The organism is Micromonospora sp. NPDC048930, assembly GCF_043197935.1.
Classification (GTDB): Bacteria; Actinomycetota; Actinomycetes; order Mycobacteriales; family Micromonosporaceae; genus Micromonospora.
Genome location: NZ_JBICUB010000014.1, coordinates 82,060 through 101,787, shown reverse-complemented (window position 1 = coordinate 101,787; position 19,728 = coordinate 82,060). Strand labels below are relative to the sequence as shown.

14 protein-coding genes are annotated in these 19,728 nt (G+C 71.8%); 6 read left to right on the top strand and 8 right to left on the bottom strand.

Annotated features, from left to right (window positions below; all coding sequences use genetic code 11):
• Nucleotides 1-157: 157 nt before the first annotated feature.
• Nucleotides 158-1,348: a helix-turn-helix domain-containing protein gene (locus tag ACGFI9_RS29300; protein ID WP_393182979.1), complete on the bottom strand. Its 1,191-nt coding sequence runs from the start codon at nucleotides 1,346-1,348 to the stop codon at nucleotides 158-160.
• 202 nt (nucleotides 1,349-1,550) lie between these two features.
• Between ACGFI9_RS29300 and ACGFI9_RS29295 the strand changes: the two genes are divergently transcribed.
• A complete protein-coding gene (locus ACGFI9_RS29295; RefSeq protein WP_393182977.1) occupies nucleotides 1,551-2,132 on the top strand; it encodes an HD family hydrolase in 582 nt (193 codons plus the stop codon).
• Nucleotides 2,133-2,343: 211 nt separating this feature from the next.
• On the opposite strand, the gene ACGFI9_RS29290 is transcribed toward ACGFI9_RS29295, so the two are convergent.
• The 5 genes from ACGFI9_RS29290 to ACGFI9_RS29270 form a co-directional block, all read right to left on the bottom strand.
• Nucleotides 2,344-2,796 carry a hypothetical protein gene (locus ACGFI9_RS29290; protein WP_393182975.1) on the bottom strand — a complete coding sequence of 151 codons (453 nt, stop codon included), beginning with the start codon at nucleotides 2,794-2,796 and terminating at the stop codon, nucleotides 2,344-2,346.
• A gap of 1,286 nt (nucleotides 2,797-4,082) precedes the next feature.
• The gene (locus ACGFI9_RS29285) at nucleotides 4,083-5,900 is read right to left on the bottom strand and encodes an acyl-CoA dehydrogenase (RefSeq protein WP_393182974.1); all 1,818 of its coding nucleotides are present in this window, start codon (nucleotides 5,898-5,900) and stop codon (nucleotides 4,083-4,085) included.
• 23 nt (nucleotides 5,901-5,923) lie between these two features.
• Entirely contained in the window at nucleotides 5,924-7,384 is a 1,461-nt protein-coding gene (locus ACGFI9_RS29280; protein ID WP_393182972.1) for an ATP-binding protein, read from the bottom strand.
• 112 nt (nucleotides 7,385-7,496) lie between these two features.
• Nucleotides 7,497-8,456: an alanine--tRNA ligase-related protein gene (locus ACGFI9_RS29275; RefSeq protein ID WP_393183106.1), complete on the bottom strand. Its 960-nt coding sequence runs from the start codon at nucleotides 8,454-8,456 to the stop codon at nucleotides 7,497-7,499.
• Between the two features lie 457 nt (nucleotides 8,457-8,913).
• A complete protein-coding gene (locus ACGFI9_RS29270) occupies nucleotides 8,914-11,247 on the bottom strand; it encodes a lamin tail domain-containing protein (RefSeq protein ID WP_393182970.1) in 2,334 nt (777 codons plus the stop codon).
• A 348-nt stretch (nucleotides 11,248-11,595) separates the two neighbouring features.
• Between ACGFI9_RS29270 and ACGFI9_RS29265 the strand changes: the two genes are divergently transcribed.
• Nucleotides 11,596-12,279 (top strand): esterase/lipase family protein, encoded by a 684-nt coding sequence (locus tag ACGFI9_RS29265; RefSeq protein ID WP_393182968.1) that lies wholly within the window; start codon nucleotides 11,596-11,598, stop codon nucleotides 12,277-12,279.
• 142 nt (nucleotides 12,280-12,421) lie between these two features.
• Nucleotides 12,422-12,979 carry a hypothetical protein gene (locus tag ACGFI9_RS29260; RefSeq protein WP_393182967.1) on the top strand — a complete coding sequence of 186 codons (558 nt, stop codon included), beginning with the start codon at nucleotides 12,422-12,424 and terminating at the stop codon, nucleotides 12,977-12,979.
• Nucleotides 12,980-13,004: 25 nt separating this feature from the next.
• Here ACGFI9_RS29260 and ACGFI9_RS29255 read toward each other — a convergent pair whose 3' ends face one another.
• Together ACGFI9_RS29255 and ACGFI9_RS29250 are read right to left on the bottom strand one after the other, a co-directional pair.
• Nucleotides 13,005-14,147: a fatty acid desaturase family protein gene (locus ACGFI9_RS29255; protein ID WP_393182965.1), complete on the bottom strand. Its 1,143-nt coding sequence runs from the start codon at nucleotides 14,145-14,147 to the stop codon at nucleotides 13,005-13,007.
• A gap of 14 nt (nucleotides 14,148-14,161) precedes the next feature.
• Nucleotides 14,162-15,253, bottom strand: a complete 1,092-nt coding sequence (locus ACGFI9_RS29250; RefSeq protein ID WP_393182963.1) for a ferredoxin reductase — start codon at nucleotides 15,251-15,253, stop codon at nucleotides 14,162-14,164.
• Between the two features lie 85 nt (nucleotides 15,254-15,338).
• Here ACGFI9_RS29250 and ACGFI9_RS29245 point away from each other — a divergent pair, with 85 nt between their 5' ends.
• The 3 genes from ACGFI9_RS29245 (at nucleotide 15,339) to ACGFI9_RS29235 (ending at nucleotide 19,666) form a co-directional block, all read left to right on the top strand.
• The gene (locus tag ACGFI9_RS29245; RefSeq protein WP_393182961.1) at nucleotides 15,339-16,565 is read left to right on the top strand and encodes a PucR family transcriptional regulator; all 1,227 of its coding nucleotides are present in this window, start codon (nucleotides 15,339-15,341) and stop codon (nucleotides 16,563-16,565) included.
• Nucleotides 16,566-16,744: 179 nt separating this feature from the next.
• On the top strand, nucleotides 16,745-17,755 hold the full coding sequence (locus tag ACGFI9_RS29240; protein ID WP_393182959.1) for an Acg family FMN-binding oxidoreductase: 1,011 nt from the start codon (nucleotides 16,745-16,747) through the stop codon (nucleotides 17,753-17,755).
• A gap of 78 nt (nucleotides 17,756-17,833) precedes the next feature.
• Nucleotides 17,834-19,666 (top strand): glycoside hydrolase family 15 protein, encoded by a 1,833-nt coding sequence (locus tag ACGFI9_RS29235; RefSeq protein ID WP_393182957.1) that lies wholly within the window; start codon nucleotides 17,834-17,836, stop codon nucleotides 19,664-19,666.
• The last annotated feature ends 62 nt before the right edge of the window (nucleotides 19,667-19,728 follow it).

Here is a 19,728-nt window from a genome sequence, read left to right as displayed (position 1 = left end):
GGGGCATCGCTCCGACCGCCCATCGCCACCTCCGCTGATAGGGGCGCGACGGCCAGCCCGTGAGAGAGCATGGCTACGCCGCACCCGGCCGAGGGAGGCGAGCGCCTCACCCGAACCGGACACTAGGGCGGGTTGGTGATGGTGGAATTACCGCTAGTTATGACGCCAGGCTGATGCCCAACCGGTCGGCCAGCAACCGAAGTTCGTTCGGGACGGCCCGCCGCTTCACCCGCTGCACCATCGCCACGACGGCGTCCTGAACAAGAGGGTTCAGCGCGAACGGCACCGGCGCGGCCTGCTCCGCCCGCACGAACGCCGCCAGCGCCTCGGCGTCCCGGCGGCCGGAGTCAGCCAGCGCACGACCGAGGTCGACCCAGTACGACATCTGACGAATCGACGCCGAGAGAACCTGCGGCCGTACCGTGCGGGACAGCTCGATCACCCGACCGGGCTCCCCCGACTCCGCCGCGATGGACATCTCCCACAGGCCCACGTTCGTCGGCCCGAACCCGCAGCCGTTGAACCCGCCGCCGTCAGACGGATCCCCGAGGGTCGCCGCCTCTCGGGCCGCCTCGGCGAGGTGATCGCGGGCCAGGTCCAGCCGCCCGCTCACCGTTGACGTCAACGCCGCCGAAAGGTGCAGCTGACCGAGCATCTGCCGGACCCGCTCGTCGGAGGCAGCGGCCTGAAGCTCAGCCAGCGACCGGTCGGCGGCCCTGGCGGCCAGCGGCGCGGACTCGATCGGCAGGCTCTGCGCGTACGCGAACCGGGACGCCCCCAGCCACGCCGGCTCCTCGACCTCCTCCGCAGCGGCCACCGCCACCCGCGCCGCGTTGAGCGCGAGGTGCCGATACCCGAGGTGCCGCAGGCACGTCGAAGCCTGGTACGCCACCTGGGCGAGCACGGTCCCACCGACCGCGGCGGCCTCCAACAGGAGGCCGGGCAGCATCCGAGCCATTGCCGGATAGTTGGAGCGGTTGCGGAGCTGGTCGCTGCGGGCGATGTCGGCGGCCAGTTCCTCCCTGGTCCGGGTCAACGGCCTGCGCTCGCCGTCCTCGATCTCGATGAGTGCGGACCAGATCGCCGGCACGCACTCGGCGGCGCGCTCCCGGGCCGGGTCGCCGGGGTCGGTGCCCTGACCGAGCAGGTCGGCCACCGTGACCTGGAGGGCAGCGGCGATGGCCACCAGCGTGGAGCGACGGTCGATGGTCTTCCGGCCGGACTCGACCTGCGAGATGTACGACTGGCTGACGCCCGCGAGCCCAGCAAGGACGGCCTGACTCATCCCGCCACGGCGCATCCGCCAGTAGCGGATCCGGGCACCGATCGTGTCGGTCTTCCTAGCCATGTCTTCGCCTGCTTCCCAGGTGGAGGACTGGGACTACGGCCGGCCCAGGGCCTGGCCGCCACTCGGACGGTACACCGCGCAGCTCTGGACCGCGTGACGCGAACACCACTCCCTGTCTTCACGACTCGCAGTCCCGGAAGGAACTAACGTCTATCGTCTACAGCCTTCGCGCAGACGGATTCACCGGCACAGGGACGGGCAGATGAGCGACGACCACGACGCCGCCGGAGCCATGAGCTTCATCTTCGAAGCCGGCGTGCTCAAGCGCGCCGCCCGTACCGGCTGGTGGTTCGCCGGCGTGAAGCACCCCGAGTCTGTCGCTGAGCACTCGTTCCGCACCGCGCTCATCGGCATGGTGCTCGCCGCCATGGAGGGCGCCGACCCCGCCCGGGTGTCCATGCTCTGCGTCCTGCACGACACCCAGGAAACCCGGATCACCGACATCCCACACATCGCCAAGCGATACCTCACCGCCCAGCCCAACACCACCGTCACCGCAGACCAGGTTGCCGACTGCCCACCGGCCGTCGCCGACGTCATCACCGCCGCCGTCGTCGAGTACGAGGCCGGTGAGACCCTGGAAGCAGTCGTTGCCCGCGACGCCGACAAGCTCGAATGCCTCGTTCAAGCAGTCGAGTACCGCCACCAAGGCATCGACAACGTCCAGCGCTGGATCGACAGCTCACGGGCGGCGCTCAAGACCACGTCCGCTCACCGCCTCGCCGACGCCGCCCTCAGCGGACAACCCCTCGCCTGGCTCAACCCGCCCGGACAGCCGGCGTAAACCTTCCACTCGGCGTTGAACGGCCGCCGTTCCTATCGCCACGTCCGGCAAGACCGTGCATTCGGGCTCTGACCTGGAGGAACGGTTGGCATCGGCGGTTGTTGGTGGCCAGCGCTCGGTTCGGCTGGTCGTGACCTGCAGCGTTGCTGCGCTCCCGCTGCCCTACCGAAGGCTCCGACTCCTTGACCCTCAGCCAACGGTAGGGATGCATCTAGCGGGTGGCTGAAGCACCGGGCGACGACTCCGGGCAGCTGTCGAGGAGCGGCTGCCAAGTGTTGTTCAGGTCAGTGGCGGTCAATGCGCGTCCATCGGCCGCCGCATCGAGAGTATCGGCGGCGCGGTTTAGAGCGGTCTTGAACTCCGGATTACTCGCGTGGGCTGCGACTGGACGGAGGTCACGAGCCCACGCCTGGAAGTAGGCAGCTTTCGCCGCGCTTGCCGCGCCCGGCTTACCGTTGCCCTTGTAGTCCGCTTCCAGCGCTTGTTCGAAGGCGAGCCGCTCCGGAGAATCGCCGTACGAGTGACGGTCGAAGACCAAGCGGAAGTCGCTACAAACCTGCGCTGTGTTGTCAACCGGGTCCGCGGCTCCTTCCGATGATGTGCCACAGCCGACAGGGAACAACCCGAGGACCATGACAGCAGGCATCACAAGCCAGCGGCGCATTGCACCCACCTTCTCCAAGATCGGACACAGGCTAGCCGATGGCGGTCAGCCCGGCGATGAACAGGGCCGATACTTCGAGGGGTTGAAGCGGAACATGAGCACACCATCAACTTCCGCGAAGCCGGCACCCCGACTGCGGTCGCTCCCCGCCACAGCGCCACGTACCTGAACCACACAAAGGCCAGAGGCCAGGTCACGGCGCGCTCTCAGCCGTGAGGCCCGAGGGGTGTCGCTGTCCTCCATCGAAGCTGGTGGTCAGGCTCGTCGCGGTACTCCAGAACGCCGGCCTTCACCAGAGCCTGCAGCATGTCCCATAGCGCCTGACCGAGCGGATTGTTCGATCAGAACACCCACTTGACCTGCATGACCGGTTGATCCTGGAACAGACCCAGCAATCGACCCAACTTGTACTGAGCGCCATCCACGTCCGTCCACTGGGCGAGATCATCCGCTAGGGCCATGGAACTGATCCTCACATGCGCCGGCCAACCTCTATGATCACCTTCGACCCCGGGTCACGACCCAGCGTTCGGTCATGGCCGGGGGTCGACCGTCCTCCGAGGCCGTTTCGTCAGCCATCGTGCGAGACCAGGCATCGCCAGCAGCCGGTGTCCTACTCCGGGTGATGCGTGACATCGCGGCTTCACTTGATGAGTGACATGCCGAGCTGCTCGGCTCCGGTCGCAACGCTGGTAGCGGGAGCACATCGCGCCTCGCTTACGGACCCTTCAAGCGGCTGGCGAGCGAGGCTTCAACCACCGCAGGCAGTTTCTCACCGGGAGCAGGCCGCCCGCTGAGCCACCTACCGGTGCCTTCGGGGTCCAGGCGCCAACGGGTTACCTGCGGCTCGGTCACCCATACCGTGTCCGGTGTGTTCTGGTCCCAAGCCGCAAGTACACCGAGGCCACCGACCATAGCGGGCCGAGGAGGCGGCAGGACGACGGCGCCCGTCGCCAACTCCACTACCTGGTACTGCCAGTCACCAGGGACGGCAGGGTCGGCTTTGAACACGTCAAGCCGGAACTTTCCCGATGGAGACAGCGACGGTCGTCCGGGCCAACTCACGCCGGCGCCCTCAGCCGGGCAGTAGGCGGTGCGGTTCGGGCACCGCTTCGTAGTGCCGACATCGCCGTCGAACTCAGGATCTCCTGCTCCGGTACAGCCAGCCAGCAACACGGCGGCGGATACCCCGACGAGCGCCCCCGACCGTGCAAACACAGGCGGGAACGTACCACCGGACCGAGGCAAGACGATCGATCGTCTAAGCCCGAACCCGGCGTGGGCGGTCAGAACCAGCTCTCCCGGGCGTCCAACGTGGTCCGGTCCAGGCTCTCCAACAGGTCGAACTGCGGCCCTGTCCGCGGCAGTTCGTACCGGAAGAAGTACCGCGCCGCCTGCCGCTTCCCCGCCAGAAACTCCCCCTCCGCCCCCTCCGGCGACCCCAGCGCCTCGACGGCGAGCAACTGCTCCAACCACATCCACGCGACCACCACATGCCCGACCGCCTCCAGATACAGCGAGGCGTTGGCCAACGCCAGCTCCGGGTCGCCCGTCCCCCACAGCCGCCGGGTGACCCGGGCGATCCGGTCGACCGCCGCACCGAGGTCAGCGGCGAGTACCGCCGCCTCCCCGTCGGCCTTCCACGCTCGGCTGACCGTGGCCCGGATCGTGTCCAGCAGCAGCTCCAGCCCGGCCCCGTCGCGCATGGTGACCTTCCGGCCGAGCAGGTCCAGCGCCTGGATGCCGTGGGTGCCTTCGTGGATCGGGTTGAGCCGGTTGTCCCGCCAGTGCTGCTCGACGTCGTAGTCGCGGGTGTAGCCGTACCCGCCGTGCACCTGGATGGCGAGGTCGTTGGCGGCCAGGCACCACTGCGACGGCCAGCTCTTGGCGATCGGGGTGAGCAGGTCCAGCAGCAGGTGCGCCCGGTTGCGGTCGGCTTCGGCGGGGGCGGTCTTCTCCTCGTCGAGCAGCCGGCCGCAGTAGAGGATCAGGGCGAGCGCGCCCTCCACGTAGCTCTTCTGCGCCAGCAGCATCCGCCGTACGTCGGGGTGCGCCACGATCGGCACCTGCGGCGCGGTCGGGTCCTTGTCGGCGACCGGCCGGCCCTGCGGGCGCTGCCGGGCGTACGCCACCGACTTGAGGTAGGCGGTGTAGCCGAGGGCGGTGGCGCCGGCGCCCACGCCGATGCGCGCCTCGTTCATCATGTGGAACATCTGCGCGAGCCCCTGGTGTGGCTCCCCCACCAGGTAGCCGACCGCCCCGGCCCGCCCGTACGGCCGGTGCACGCCCTCGCCGAAGTTGAGCAGGGTGTTGGTGGTGCCCCGGTAGCCCATCTTGTGGTTGAGGCCGACCAGCACCACGTCGTTGCGCGGGCCGGGCTTCCCGTCGTCGTCCAGCAGCACCTTCGGCACGATGAACAGCGAGATGCCCTTCACCCCGGGCGGCCCGCCGGGGATCCGGGCGAGCACCAGGTGGACGATGTTCTCGGCCAGCTCGTGCTCCCCGCCGGAGATCCACATCTTGGTGCCGGTCAGCCGGTACGTCCCGTCATCCTGCGGCTCCGCCCGCGTGGTGATGTCGGCTAGGGAGCTGCCGGCCTGCGGCTCGGACAGACACATGGTGCCGAAGAACCGGCCCTCGACCATCGGCCGGACCCAGGTCTCGATCTGCTCGGCGCTGCCGTGGGTGAGCAGCAGGTTGGCGTTGCCGAGGGTGAGGAACGGGTACGCGGCGGTGGACACGTTGGCGGCCTGGAACCAGGCGAAGCAGGCGGCGGCCACCGCGTGCGGCAGCTGCATCCCGCCGATCGACTCGTCCAGGCTGGCGGCCAGCAGACCGGTCTGGGCGAAGACGTCGAGCGCCGCCTTGACCTGCGGGATGGTGTGCACCCGGCGGCCGTCGAAGGTCGGCTCGCTGGCGTCGGCGGCCTTGTTGTGGGTGGCGAAGTGCTCGGCGGCGACCCGGGCGGAGAGGTCCAGCACGGCGTCGAAGGTGTCCCGGGAGTGCTCGGCGTAGCGGGGCCGCTCGGTCAGCCGGGTCACGTCCAGCCAGTCGTACAGTAGGAACGCCAGGTCGCGGCGGGACAGCAGGGTGGACGACGACACGGTTCTCCTTCCGTGGGCCGTCGTCAGCCGCGGCGCAGCCCGGCGACGGCCTCCCGGAGGTCATCCTGGCTGATCGGGGCCGCCGGCGCACCTTCCGTGGCCTCCCGCATCGCCTTGGCGAGTTGCACCCGCCGCAGCACCTCGCGCAGGTCGGCCCCGGTGAGGCCGGGGGTCTCCGCGGCCAACCCGACCGGGTCGACGTCGGCGGCGAACATCCGGAAGCCGGGCTGCTCGTGCCGGTCGATCAGCTCGCGGATCATCTTGGTGATGATCTCGGCACGGCCGGTCTCGTCCGGCGCCGGCACGGCGATCTTGAGGTCGAAGCGGCCGGAGCGGATCAGCGAGGCGTCCACCCGCTGCGGGAAGTTGGTGGTGGCCACCACGATGACGTCCGGGTTCTCCTCGAAGAGGGTGTTCATCTCCTGCTTGAAGATGCCGGCCACCGCGTTGACCGCCTGGCTGGCGGCGTCCCCGCCGGCCCCGGCGTAGCTGATGATGCTGTCGAACTCGTCGAAGAGCATGACGGTGGGCCGCCGGTAGCCGCGCGCCTCTCGGAAGATCCGCTTGATGTTGCGTTCGGAGCCGCCGAGGTACTTGTCGAGGATCTCCGGGGTGCGGATCTCCACGAAGTCGGCGCCGATCTCGTTGGCCAGGGCCCGGGCCAGCATGGTCTTGCCGGTGCCCGGCGGGCCGTACAGGAGGATGCCCTGCGGCCGGCGCGCGCCCCAGCGGGCCATCACCTGCGGGTGCCGGAACGACACCGCGACCTCGCGGAACCGGGCGACCACGTCGGCCAGGCCGCCGACCTGGTCGAGGGTCACCGTCGCGCTGCGGGCCGGCGCCGCGGGGGCCACCCGCCGGCCCACGGTGTACGACCGGCCGCGCAGCACGGTCAGCTCCGGGCTGTCTCCGGCCAGCTCGCGGACGGCCTGGAGCACCACCCCGGCCATGGCCCGCAGGTGGGCCGGGGTGATCTCGGCGCTGGGCACGGCGGCGCGGACGGTCAGCCCGGCGTCGTCCTGGCTGACCTGGGGGCGCAGCCCCAGCTCCTCGGCCTGCCGCAGCATGTCCTGGCCGGCCTGGTCGCGGGGCGGTTCGGCGAGCGCGGTGCCGGCGGGGCGCAGCCCGAGCCGGCGGCCGGCCTCGGCCGCCATCCGGCCGACGCCGGCGGCCAGCCCTTCCCCGGTACGCGCGGCGAGCCGCTGGGCGAGCAGCAGCCCGACCGGGCCGGCCAGGCCGAGGGCGAGCAGCCCGACGGCCGGGCCGGGACCGTCGACCCGCAGGTACGCCTCGAAGCGGTGCATTCCGCCGTCGGCGCGCAGCGTGCAGCGGACCTCCCGGACCGGAGCCGGGAAGCCGGTGCTGGCCAGCAGTTCGACCGGCCCGTCCTGGGCGGCGGCGAGCAGCGCAGCAGCGTCCACGACGGTGACCCGGGCGCCGAGCAGGGTCGATGTCTCCTCGTCCGGCCTGACCTCGTACCCCATGCGTTCCCGTCCCTCGCTGCGGCGGTCCCCGCTGCCGAGTCTGGCACCGGACCACCGCCGCTGCCACCGCATCGCCCGGCGGCGCCGGTCGGCGCCGGCCGGGCGGCACCGGTCAGCTCGCCTCGGCCAGCAGGCCGTCGACCAGGTCGCGGGGCAGCCCGTGGGTGTCGTGCAGCCAGTGGTAGTCGCGCTCGGTCAGCGGTCCGCGCGCGCGGACCCGGTCGACCAGCGGGCGGCCCCGGCGCAGCAGCCCCCGGAAGCGCCGCTCCTCGTCGGCGAGCACCGCGCGCAGCCGCGGGACGTCGGGGTCCTGCCGGAACCGCCGCCCGGCGTCGCGGAACGGGTCGTCGGGCAGCTCGCCCAGGCTGCGCGTCGGGTCGTCCCGCCACAGCACGGTGAGCGCCCGCCGGACCAGCCGGCGCAGCACGTACTCCCGGCCGGTGTTGCCGGGGCGTACCCCGTCGCCGAGCACCACCACCGCGGAGCGCAGGTGGTCGACGACGATCCGCAGGTCGCTCTCGCCGAGCGGCCACCGGTCGCGGACCGCCTCGACCCACGGGCGCAGGCCCGCGCCCTGGTAGACGTCCCGGCCGCCGGTCAGCACCATCTCCAGGCGTTCCAGGCCCATGCCGGTGTCGATGCTGGACAGCGGCAGCGGGGTGAGCCGGCCGTCGTCGTGCCGGTGGTGGCGCATCTGCACGTGGTTCCAGACCTCCATCCACCGGTCGTCGGTGCCGGGTGTGCCGGTGGGCGGCCCGTCGCCGGTCCACACGAAGATCTCCGAGTCGGGGCCGCACGGGCCGGTGGGGCCGTTGGACCACCAGTTCTCCACGCCGTTCGCCTCCACCGGTACGCCCAGCCCGGTCCAGGTCGTCCAGGCGGTCTCGTCCGGGCCGACCTGCTCGTCGCCGCCGAAGACGGTGGCGTGCAGCCGGCCGCGGTCGATGCCGAAGCCCTCGGTGAGCAGCTGGTGGCCCCAGCGGAGGCTGGTCGCGATGTCGTAGTCGCCGAGCGACCACGAGCCGAGCATGTCGAAGACGGTCAGGTGGGTACGGTCGCCGACCTCGTCCAGGTCGGTGGTGCGCAGGCAGCGCCACGTCGACCAGGCGCCGTCCGCCGGGGTGCGGGCGGCCCAGCAGGTACGGGGTGAGCGGGTGCATGCCGGAGGTGGTGAACAGCACCGGGTCGCCGGGCGGCGGGACCAGCGAGCTCTCCGGCGCGTCCCGATGGTCGAGCCGGTGGTAGTGGTCGAGGAAGGTGCGGACGATCTCGTCGGGTGTCATGGCGTGGGCCTTTCCGGGTCGGTGCGACCGGAAAGGGTCCGCCGCTGCGGGCGGTGGCGTGACACGAAAACGCCGGCGGACCGTTTCCGGTCGCCGGCGAGGTGGGATTCGTCAGGCGGCGGCAACCGGCGAGCGGGAAGCTCGCGCGGCCGCGACGGTGTAGCGCCTGATCTGCATGCCCCGACGGTAGCGCGGGCCGGGCGGCGCCGCCCAGTGCTTTTCCGCACCGGGCGGCGCCGGGACCGGTCAGAAGGTCAACCGGACCACCTGCGGCTCGTGGTCGGAGACCTGGGTGGGGAACTCGCTGTTGACGTGCACCACGTCGTAGGCGTACGGCTGGGTGGCCAGCCACGCCGACAGCAGGATGTGGTCGAGGACCTGCGAGTTGCCCTCGTACACGTAGGTGTAGCGCTCGGCCACCGGCAGCGTCCGGGGCAGGTCGACCAGCTCGCCGGAGCCGACCAGCAGGTTCGCCGTCTGGCTGAAGTCGTAGTCGTTGATGTCGCCGAGCACGACGATCGCCGCGTTCGGGTCGACGGCCCGGATCGAGTCGACGAACGAGTTGACGATGGTGGCCTGCTGATGGCGCTGGGTCTCCGACGACGCGGCCGGCGGCTGGTAGCGGCCCATCAGCGGCTGGTCGCCGCCCTTGGAGTTGAAGTGGTTGGCGATCACGAACAGCGGCCGGTTGTTCCAGCGGAACTCACCCGCCAGGGGCTTGCGGCTGGCGTTGAACGCGGCGTCGGCCGGCTGCACCCGCCCCGGCGAGTACGACAGCTGCGGCACCCCGCCGGCGTTGGTCACCGTGGTGGCGGCGGTGGCGGTGCCGCCCGGCCGGTCGGTGAACGTCAGCCCCCGGTCGGTGCGGAACAGGAAGACCTGCCGGATGTTGCCGCCCGGCTCGCCGCCGTCCGCGTCGTTGGTCGGGTTGATCTGCCGGTACGCGTACGCCGGGCCGCCCTTGGCGCTGATCGCCGCGATGAGCTTGCTCATGGTCTGGTCGCAGGCGACCACGCCGTTGTCGGTGGCCCCGTTGTTGTCCTGGACCTCTTCGAGGGCCACCAGGTCGGGTGAGCGGAGGTTGGTGACGATCTGGCCGGCGAGGGCGTCGAACTTGCTCTGCGGGTCGGTCGGGTCGAGGTTCTCCACGTTGAACGTGGCGACCGCGAGCTGGCCGGTCCCGGCGGCGGTGGTGGTCTCGGCGGCCAGCCCGCCCGACACGACGGCCGGGAACGACGAGGGCAGCAGGAAGTAGTCGCCGAAGTCGTAGCTGAGCACGCCGGTCAGGGCCGCGCCGAAGGTGTCGCCGACGGTGACGGTGGGGGCGGCGGCGAGGGTGTCGCCGACCATCACCCGCTCCGGGTTGAAGTCGCCGGCCTGGGTGACGATGCCGCCCCGGGCGCTGCGTACGCCGGAGCCGCCCGGCACGACGGGGAACTCGCCGTACTGGTTGGTCGGGCCGACCACGGCGGCGGAGGCGATCTGCACCCGCATGCCTTCCAGGGACTCCCAGAAGTCGAGGCCGTCGGTGGCCGGGTCGAAGGTGCCGGAGGTCTCCACGTTGCCGGTGGCGTCGTCCTCGATCACCGCGCCGGGCGGGACCCGGCCGCCGGCGCCGACCACGGTCGCCGCGGGCAGCGCCTGGCCGGTGCCGAGGGTGCTCTTGCTGGCGTACGCCATGGTGGTCACGGTCAGGTTGGTGGTCGCGCCGCCGGGGCGTACCTCGCTGACGCTGCCGGTCACCGACACGTCGTCGCCGACGTTGACGGTGGGCGCGCCGGAGGTGGAGACGTAGAGCCCCTCGGAGGTGGCGTCGGAGGTGTCCGGGCAGGGGTCCTGGAGCCAGAAGCCGGCGGTGGACTTCGCGGTGACGATGCCCCGGGTGGTGCGGGTGCCGGTGAGCGCGGCGAGGTGTCCGGCGCCCTGGATGTCGCGGATCCGGGTGCCGGTCGGGCAGGTGCCGCCGCCGCCCCCGCCGCTGGCCGAGTTGGCCGGGGTGGGCGTGCCGGCGGCGAAGTCGGCCGCGTTGTTGTCGGTGTCGGTGGCCGGGTTGGTCCGGGCCACCGAGGACGTGTTGCTGCCGCCTGGGGCACGGGTGCCCTCGGCGTCGCTGGCCGAGGAACCGTAGCCGACGAAGTCCCGGTTGCCGGAGGCGAACGCGCAGCCGGTGGAGCAGGTCAGCGCGGTGGTGGTGGTCCGCAGCGCGACCTTGCCGGAGGTGGCGGAGAGGTTGGTGGTGCCGGTGGCGTCGGCGGTGGGCAGCGCGGTCCCGGTGGCGCCGCCGGAGGCGAGCTTGACCAGGTAGTACCCGCCGGCCGCGATAGAGCCGGAGAGGGCGGTGACCGACCAGCTGCTGCCGGCGGCCGAGGCGTACTGGATGCTCCAGCCGGTGAGGCTGACGCTGGTGGCGGAGCGGTTGTAGAGCTCGACGAAGTCGTTCCGGTAGGTGGCGCCGGTGTTGCCACCGCCGCCGTAGATCTCGCTGACGACGACGTCGGGGGACGCCGCCGCGGCCGGCGCGGCGACGAGTGTCGCCGCGAGGACGCCGACCGCGAGGCCGGCCGGCAGATTTCGACGCATGGTGCCTCCTGGCGGGACGCCCGGGCGTCGGGGGTGTTCGCCCGGGCGGGATGGACGGTCCGGGACGAGCCCGGACCGCATAGGGATGCGTCTATCATTCCCGACCCAGTCGATCTTGCGATAGCCCACATTCGCGCAACGGCGCATGAACGGCGGGTGACTGCATCGACGTATTGACATGCGAAGGCAACCGGCCGGTAACATTCCGGCACCTCGGGCGGCGCGGGCCACCCCCGAACCCGTGCCGTACCCCCTCCGAGGTGCCGCACAGGCACGTGGGCGGCCCGTGGGCGACCCCGCCTCGACCGGCGGCGTCGCCGCCCGTCACCCCCGGAAGGAACCACCCCCGTGAAACCGCTGATGTCGAGATGGCTGCTCGCCCTCACGGTCGCCGCGGCGACCCTGGTCGGGCTCCCCTCCCCCGCCCGGGCAGCCGTCTTCACCCCCTCCAGCAACCCCATCCTGTTCGTGCACGGCTGGAACAGCAGCGCCTCCACCTGGAACACGATGATCAGCCGCTTCCAGGCCGACGGCTGGCCGTCGAGCCACCTGCGAGCCTTCTCGTACAACACCAGCCAGTCCAACGCGACCACCGCCCAGCAGGTCAGCCAGGAGGTCGACAAGCTGCTCGCCGCCACCGGCGCGACCGAGGTGGACATCATCACCCACTCGATGGGCGCGCTCTCCTCGCGCTACTACCTGAAGAACCTGGCCAGCAGCGGCAAGGTGGACCGCTGGGTCTCCCTCGGCGGCCCGAACCACGGCACCAGCTCGGCGAACACCTGCTCCAGCACCGCTTGCGTGGAGATGCGGATCGGCTCGACCTTCCTCGCCACCCTCAACGCCGGGGGCGAGACGCCGGGCGCCTTCGTCTACGGCACCTGGCGCTCGCCCTGCGACGGCGTGATCAACCCGGTGGACAGCACGATCCTGTCCGGCGCCACCAACACCCAGACCGCCTGCGTCCTCCACACCAACCTGCAGAACGACGCCACCATCTACGGCCAGGTACGCAACTTCGTCAACCCGTGACCGCATCGCTCTGACCGCGATCTTGGGCAGTTTCCGTTCAGGACGAGCGGAAACTGCCCAAGATCCACAGAAGAGGCGGCGGACACGGCCGGTGATGCGGGCAGGGACAACGGGATCGGGGCCGCTCTGCCATGATCGGTGGATGCCGATCCGCAGGCCCGGGGCACCCGTGCGCCGCATGATCGCGCTGCTCCTGGCCGCTGTCGTCGCCGCCGGCTGCTCCCTCGGCGAGGTGCTGGCCGACTACGGCGACCCGGTCGACCTGCGACCGGCGGACGTGGTCGGCACCTGGCGCAGCGGCCCGCAGCGCGTCATCACCTTCGACGACCAGGGCGGCTTCACCGCGGAGTGGCTGCCCTACGACGTGTTCGACGAGTTCCTGCCCGTCGGCCTCGAGCGGGACGCGAACGTCACCGGCGCGGGCACCTGGGCGGTGCGGGCGCCGTTCGGGAACCCGGACGGGCCGAGTTCCCGGGTGGCGCTCACGGTCGAGGAGCTGGCCGGCACGCGGACCGGCAAGGGGTCGTTCGAGCTCACCGCCCTGCGCCAGGACGGGCCGGTCCGGCTCCTCTTCTTCTACGTCGGCCCGGGTGGGAACAGCTGGACGGCGTACGAGAAGTGTGGCGACTGCGCGCCGGTCGCGACGTCCTCGCCGTCCGCCCACGCGAGCCGGGGCGCGGTGCCCCGGCACAGCCGCTGAGGCACCCGAGCGACGGCCGCCGCGGTCAGGCCGTGGTGGTGGAGACCAGGGGTGCCGGGGCGAGGGGCTGGGGCTCCTTGCTCCGCCGGTTCGGCAGCGACAGCCGGAGCACCTTCCACCAGGCCGAGGCGACCTGCTTGGGCAGCGGGCCGGTGGTGTACTTCAGCCCGTACCGGTCGAACAGCGCCCGGACCTGCGGGGCGATCTCCTGGTAGCGGTTGCTGGGCAGGTCGGGGAAGAGGTGGTGCTCGATCTGGTACGACAGGTTGCCGGTCATGATGTGCAGCAGCCGGCTGCCGCTGATGTTGGCCGAGCCGAGCATCTGCCGCAGGTACCACTCGCCCTTGGTCTCGCCCTCGATGGAGGTCTTCTCGAAGGTCTCCACCCCGCTGGGGAAGTGCCCGCACATGATCACCGAGTGGCTCCACACGTTGCGGATCAGGTTCGCGGTGAAGGTGGCGGCGAGGGTGGTGAGGAAGGACGGCCCGGACAGCAGCGGGTGCACCACGTAGTCCTTGAGCACCTGGCGGCGGATCTTGCGGCCGACCGCCCGGAGCCGGGCCCGGAACTCCGGGGTCTTGTGCCGGCCGTCGCGCAGGCTCTCCCCCAGCTCCAGGTCGTACGCGGCGATGCCGTACTCGAAGAAGCAGGCGTTGATCAGGTTGTACAGCGGCTGACCGAGGTACGCCGGCTTCCACGGCTGGTCCTCGTCGACCCGCATGATGCCGTACCCGAGGTCGTTGTCCTTGCCGACCACGTTGGTGTACCGGTGGTGCAGCTCGTTGTGCGAGTGCTTCCACTGGTCGGCCGGGGAGACGTGGTCCCAGTCCCAGGTGGTGGAGTGGATCTTCGGGTCGCGCATCCAGTCCCACTGGCCGTGCAGGACGTTGTGGCCGATCTCCATGTTGTCCAGGATCTTGGCGACCGCGAGGCCGGCCGTGCCGACGATCCAGGCCGGCGGGAACAGCGAGAAGAGCAGCACCACCCGGCTGCTGATCTCCAGCGTCCGCTGGGTCTTGATCACCTTGCGGATGTAGCGGGCGTCCCGCTCACCCCGGTCGGCGAGCACCCGGTCCCGGATCGCGTCCAGCTCCTTGCCGATGATCTCGATGTCCGCGGCGCTGAGGTGGGCGATCGGGTTGTCGGCCTTCTTCTGGATCACGGTCACGTCGGTGGCTCCCGTCAGAGTTCGATGTCGCAGGTACCGGCGGCAGCCGACACGCAGGTCTGGATGAGCACCCCGTCGCCGGGGACGGCGGTGGTGAGGTCCCCGTTGCGCAGGTCCCGGACCGCGCCCTGGCGCAGCGGGACCACGCAGCCGAAGCAGATCCCCATCCGGCAGCCCGACGGCATGAGCACCCCGGCGTTCTCGCCGGCGTCGAGGATCGGAGTTGCCCCGTCTGCCTCGACGGAAACCCCGGCGCCGGTGAAGGTCACCGTGCCGCCCTCGCCCGGCGTGACGACAGTGGGCCGGAACCGCTCGGTGTGCAGCCGGTCCGACACGCTCCGGGACGCCCAGTGCTCCTCCACCGCGTCGAGCAGGCCGACCGGCCCGCACGCCCAGGTCTCCCGGTCGGCGTGGTCGGGCACCAGGTCGTCCAGCTCGTGCACGCCGAGCAGCCCGTCGGTCTCGGTGTGCCGCTCGACCAGCCGCAGCGCGCCCGCCGCGGCGAGCTGCCGCAGCTCGGCGCCGAAGATCACGTCGTCGCGGGTGGGCGCGGAGTGCACCAGCACCACGTCGGCCCGCTCCGCCAGGCCGGCGCGGAGCATCCCCATGACCGGGGTGATGCCGCTGCCGGCGGTGAGGAAGAGGACCCGCTCCGGGGTCGCCGCCGGCAGCGTGAAGTCGCCCTGCGCCTGGTCGAGCTGGACGATCGTGCCGGGCCGGATCCGGCGGACCAGATGGTTGCTGACCTTGCCGTCCGGGATCGCCTTGACCGTGATGCTGATCCGGCCGTCCGCGCTGCCCGGCGCCGAGGTGAGCGAGTACGCCCGCCACTGCCGCACCCCGTTGACGTCCACGCCGAGGCGCACGTACTGGCCGGGGACGTGGCCGCGCCAGCCGCGCCCGGGCTGGATCACCACGGTCGCCGCGTCCCGGGTCTCCGGGCGTACGTCGACGATCCGGCCGCGCAGCGCGACGCCGGAGCGCAGTGGCGCGACCAGGTCGAGGTAGTCCTGCGGCAGCAGCGGGGTGGTGACCGTGCCAGCCAGCCGCAGCAGCCGGTCCCGGAAGGAGACCTTCCGTGGGCGACGCGGGACAGTTGTGGTCATATGACCAGGGTGGTCGCGTGATCGCATAACATCTTGACCGGCAAAGGTGAATCAGCCGCAGGTTTTTGTTCGGGGAGAACAACAGATGTCGGACGAGTTCGGGACGAACCACCGCGCCGCCCGCCTCGAACTCGACGCGCAGGTGGCCGCGCTGCTGCGCGACGGGCTCCCGGTGGTGGCCGAACGGACCGTCAGCGCGATCATCGCCGAGGTGCCCGACTACTCCCGCGCCCTCACCGGCGCGATGCGGGAGAAGATCGAGAACGCGGTACGCATCGCGCTTGGCACGTTCCTCCAGCTCATCGAGGGGGCGCAGTCCACCGACCCGAGCACCCCGCTGGCCCCCGCCCTGGAGGCCGCGTACGCCCTGGGCAGCGGGGAGGCCCGCTCCGGGCGGAGCATGGACGCGCTGCTGGCCGCGTACCGGGTGGGGGCCCGGGTCGCCTGGCGGGAGGTCTCCACCACCACCGTACGCAGCGGGCTGGCCGCCGAGACCGTGGCCGAGTTCGCCGAGCTGATGTTCGCGTACATCGACGAGCTCTCCGCGGCCAGCGTGGCCGGGCACTCCGACGAGCTGGCCAGCGCCGGCCGGGTCCGGCGGCGCTACCTGGAACGCCTCACCCAGCAACTGCTCGCCGGGGAGCCGGAGGAGATCCTGCGCCGCGGCGCCGAACTGGCGGACTGGCCCCCGCCGCACACCCTCACCGTCGTGCTGCTGCCCCGGCCGAACCTCCGCGCGGTCCTCGCCCTGCTCGGCCCGCACACGCTGGAGAGCGGCGAGGACCTGCCCGGCATGGACCCGGCCGAGGAAATGGCCGTCCTGCTGGTGCCGGACATGCACGGCGGCCGGCGCCGGCAGCTCGCCCGGCTGCTGCACGGCCACCGGGCGGTGCTCGGGCCCGCCCGGCCGTGGCACCGGGTCGCCGCGTCGTACCAGCGGGCCACCCGGGCCCTCACGCTCGGCCTCGGCAGCCCGGACGCCGCACCGGTCGACACCGAGGAGCACCTGGCCGAACTGCTGCTCAGCATGGACCCGGAGGGGCTGGCCGACCTGCGCGCCCAGGCGCTGCGCCCGCTGGCCTCGCTCCCCCCGGCCACCGCCCACCGCCTCGCCGAGACGCTGCGCTCCTGGCTGCTGCACCAGGGCCGGCGCGAGGACGTGGCCGCCGAGCTGTTCGTGCACCCGCAGACCGTCCGCTACCGGATGGGCAAGCTGCGCGAACTGTACGGGGACCGGCTGCACGACCCGGCCACCGTGCTGGCGCTCACCCTCGCCCTCGCCGTCCCCCCGACCCCGCCGGCGGCGGTGTAAGGAAGGGCCCCTTCTTAACGCCTGGCGCGGTGAAAGGGCCCCTTCTTAACGCTCGGGCACCCGGCTTGCCGCCCGGGCACCGGGCCCAGCGGCCCCGTGGCTCCGGGTCCTCCGGCCCTGTCCCCCGCCCCGTCAGGCCGGCAGGGTCGGAGGGGGACGAGCAACGAGGAGGCGCCACCATGACCCAGCCATCGACCCGGACGGAGCACACCGCGACGGTACGGGTGCTGGAGGCGGCGGCCCGGCAGTCCCTGCACGCGCCGTCGGTGTTCAACACCCAGCCCTGGCGCTGGCGGGTCACCCCAACGGCGCTCTACCTGCGGGCCGACCCGGACCGGCAGCTCACCACGACCGATCCGGACGGCCGGCTGCTGGCCCTCAGCTGCGGCGCCGCCCTGCACCACGCCCGGGTGTCGCTGGCCGCCGCCGGCTGGGGCGTGGCCGTGGACCGGTTCCCCGACCCGGATGACCCGGCGCTGCTCGCCCGGCTGCGCACCACCGGCCCGGCCGACCTGGACCTCACCGCCGGCCGCCTGGTCGACGCCATCCCCCGCCGCCGCACCGACCGCCGCGCCTACGGCGACCGGCCGGTGCCGGAGGCGCTGCTGTCCCGGCTGCGCGCCGCGGTCGAGGCCGAGGACACCTGCCTGCACGTGGTCCGGCTCGACCAGATGCCGATGCTGGCCGTCGCCACCGCCCGCGCCGCCGACGCCGAGCTGGCCGACCCGGCGTACCGGGAGGAACTGCGCCGGTGGACCAACCGGCCGCCGGAGAGCGGCGACGGCGTGCCCACCGCCACCGCCGTGCGGCCCGCGCCCCGCCGGGTGCCGCTGCGCGACTACGCGCCGGGCGGCGCGGCCGGGCTCAGCGCCGGCGCCAACTTCGACCGGGGCGCCGCGTACGTGATCCTCTTCGGCGAGCGGGACGACCCGGCGGCCTGGCTGCGCGGCGGTGAGGCCCTGTCGGCGCTGCTGCTCACCGCGACCGCCGAGGGGCTGGCCACCGCGCCGATCAGCGACGCCGTCGAGCTGGCCTGGCCCCGCCGGATGATGCGCGACCTGCTCGCCGGGGTCGGCGAACCCTACCTGGTGGTCCGCGTGGGTTGGGGGTCGGACGACGAACTGCCGCCCGCGCCGCGCCGGGTCCCCGCCGACGCGATCGAGGTCAGCCGCACCCACCCCGACGGGTGACCGTGGCCGTTCGGGGCACGGCGGGACACCGCCTCCGCCTACCGTCCGATCGAGGGCAGGAGACGTGGGGAGGCTGGCGTGGAGAAGTACCCCGCCATCGAGGACCACGGGCTCATCGGTGACCTCCAGACGGCCGCCCTGGTGACCTGCGACGGCTCCATCGACTGGTTCTGCGCGCCGCGCTTCGACTCACCCAGCATCTTCGCCGCCCTGTTGGACCGGTTGAAGGGTGGCTACTTCCGCATCGCCCCGGACGAGGTCCGGTACGTGACCAAGCAGCTCTACCAGCCCGACACGCCGATCCTGATCACCCGCTTCATCAGCGCCGACGGGGTCGCGGAGATCATCGACTACATGCCGATCGCCGGTGACCGGCCCACCGACCAGCACCGCGTGGTGCGGATGGTCCGCATGATCCGGGGCAGCATGCGCTTCAAGCTGGAGTGCCGGCCCCGGTTCAACTACGGCCGGGACGGTCACGACCTGGAGGTGCACCCCGAGGGCTACGTCTTCCGCAGCCCGACGGCGAGCCTCACGCTCAACCCGGTCCGCCCGGTCCCGCGGCTGCTGCGCGAGCGGGACGTCGACAACGACGGCCACGACCTGGTCGGCCGGGTCACCCTCCAGGAGGGCGAGACCGGCGGCGTTGTCCTCGAGACCGGCTCCGTCCGGCCACCGCGCATCGTCCCGGCCGAGGAGGTCGCGGCGATGTTCGAGCGCACCCTCGAATACTGGCGCCGGTGGCTGGACCGCTCCACGTACGGCGGGCGCTGGCGGGAGATGGTGGAACGGTCCGCGATCACCCTCAAGCTCATGACGTACGCCCCGACCGGCGCCATGATCGCCGCGCCGACCGCCGCCCTGCCCGAGCAGATCGGGGGCACCCGCAACTGGGACTACCGCTACACCTGGATCCGGGACACGTCCTTCTCGGTGCACGCCCTGCTCGGCCTCGGCTTCACCGACGAGGCCAGCCGGTACGTGGACTGGCTGGACGAGCGGATCCGGGAGGCCGGCGACAACGCCGCTCCCCTGAAGATCATGTACCGCGTCGACGGCTCGTCCGACCTGCACGAGGAGACCCTCGACCACTTCGAGGGCTACCGCGGCTCCGGGCCGGTCCGGATCGGCAACGGCGCGGCCGACCAGCTGCAACTCGACATCCACGGCGAGGCCCTGTACGCCATGCACCTCGCCGACGAGCAGGGCATCCGGCCGTCGCACCAGGTCTGGCGCAGCACCGTCCGGATGGTCGACTGGCTCTGCCACAGCTGGGACCAGCCCGACGCGGGCATCTGGGAGAGCCGACACCATCCCCGCAACTACACCTACGGGCGGCTGATGTCCTGGGTCGCCTTCGACCGGGCGATCCGCCTCGCCCGCCGCCACGGCAGGCCGGGGGACGTCAACCGCTGGGTCGAGCAACGCGACATGATCTACAACCAGATCATGGAGCGCGGCTACCACCTGGGCCGCCGCTCCTTCGTGCAGAGCTACGGCGAGCCCGTTCTCGACGCGGCGCTGCTCATCATGCCGGCGGTCGGCTTCGTCACCCCCACCGATCCGCTGTGGCGGTCGACCCTGGAGGCCATCGAGGAGGACCTCGTCTCCGACAGCCTGGTCCACCGGTACGACCCGGCGGCGGCGCCCGACGGGCTGCCGGGCGACGAGGGCACCTTCAACATGTGCACCTTCTGGTACGTGGCCGCCCTCGCCGGCGCCGGCCGACTCGACGACGCCCGCCTCACCTTCGAGAAGATGTTCACGTTCAGCAGCAACCTGCGCCTCTACGCCGAGGAGATCGCCCTCACCGGCGAACAGATCGGCAACTTTCCCCAGGCGTTCAGCCACCTCGCCCTCATCACCACCGCGCTGTACCTCGACGAACTCCTCGACCTCCGAAAACGCTGACCGTCGGACGGCGCCTCCGGTGGCGAAAACGGGCTGCCGGGGTGCTCGCGGGCCGACACCAT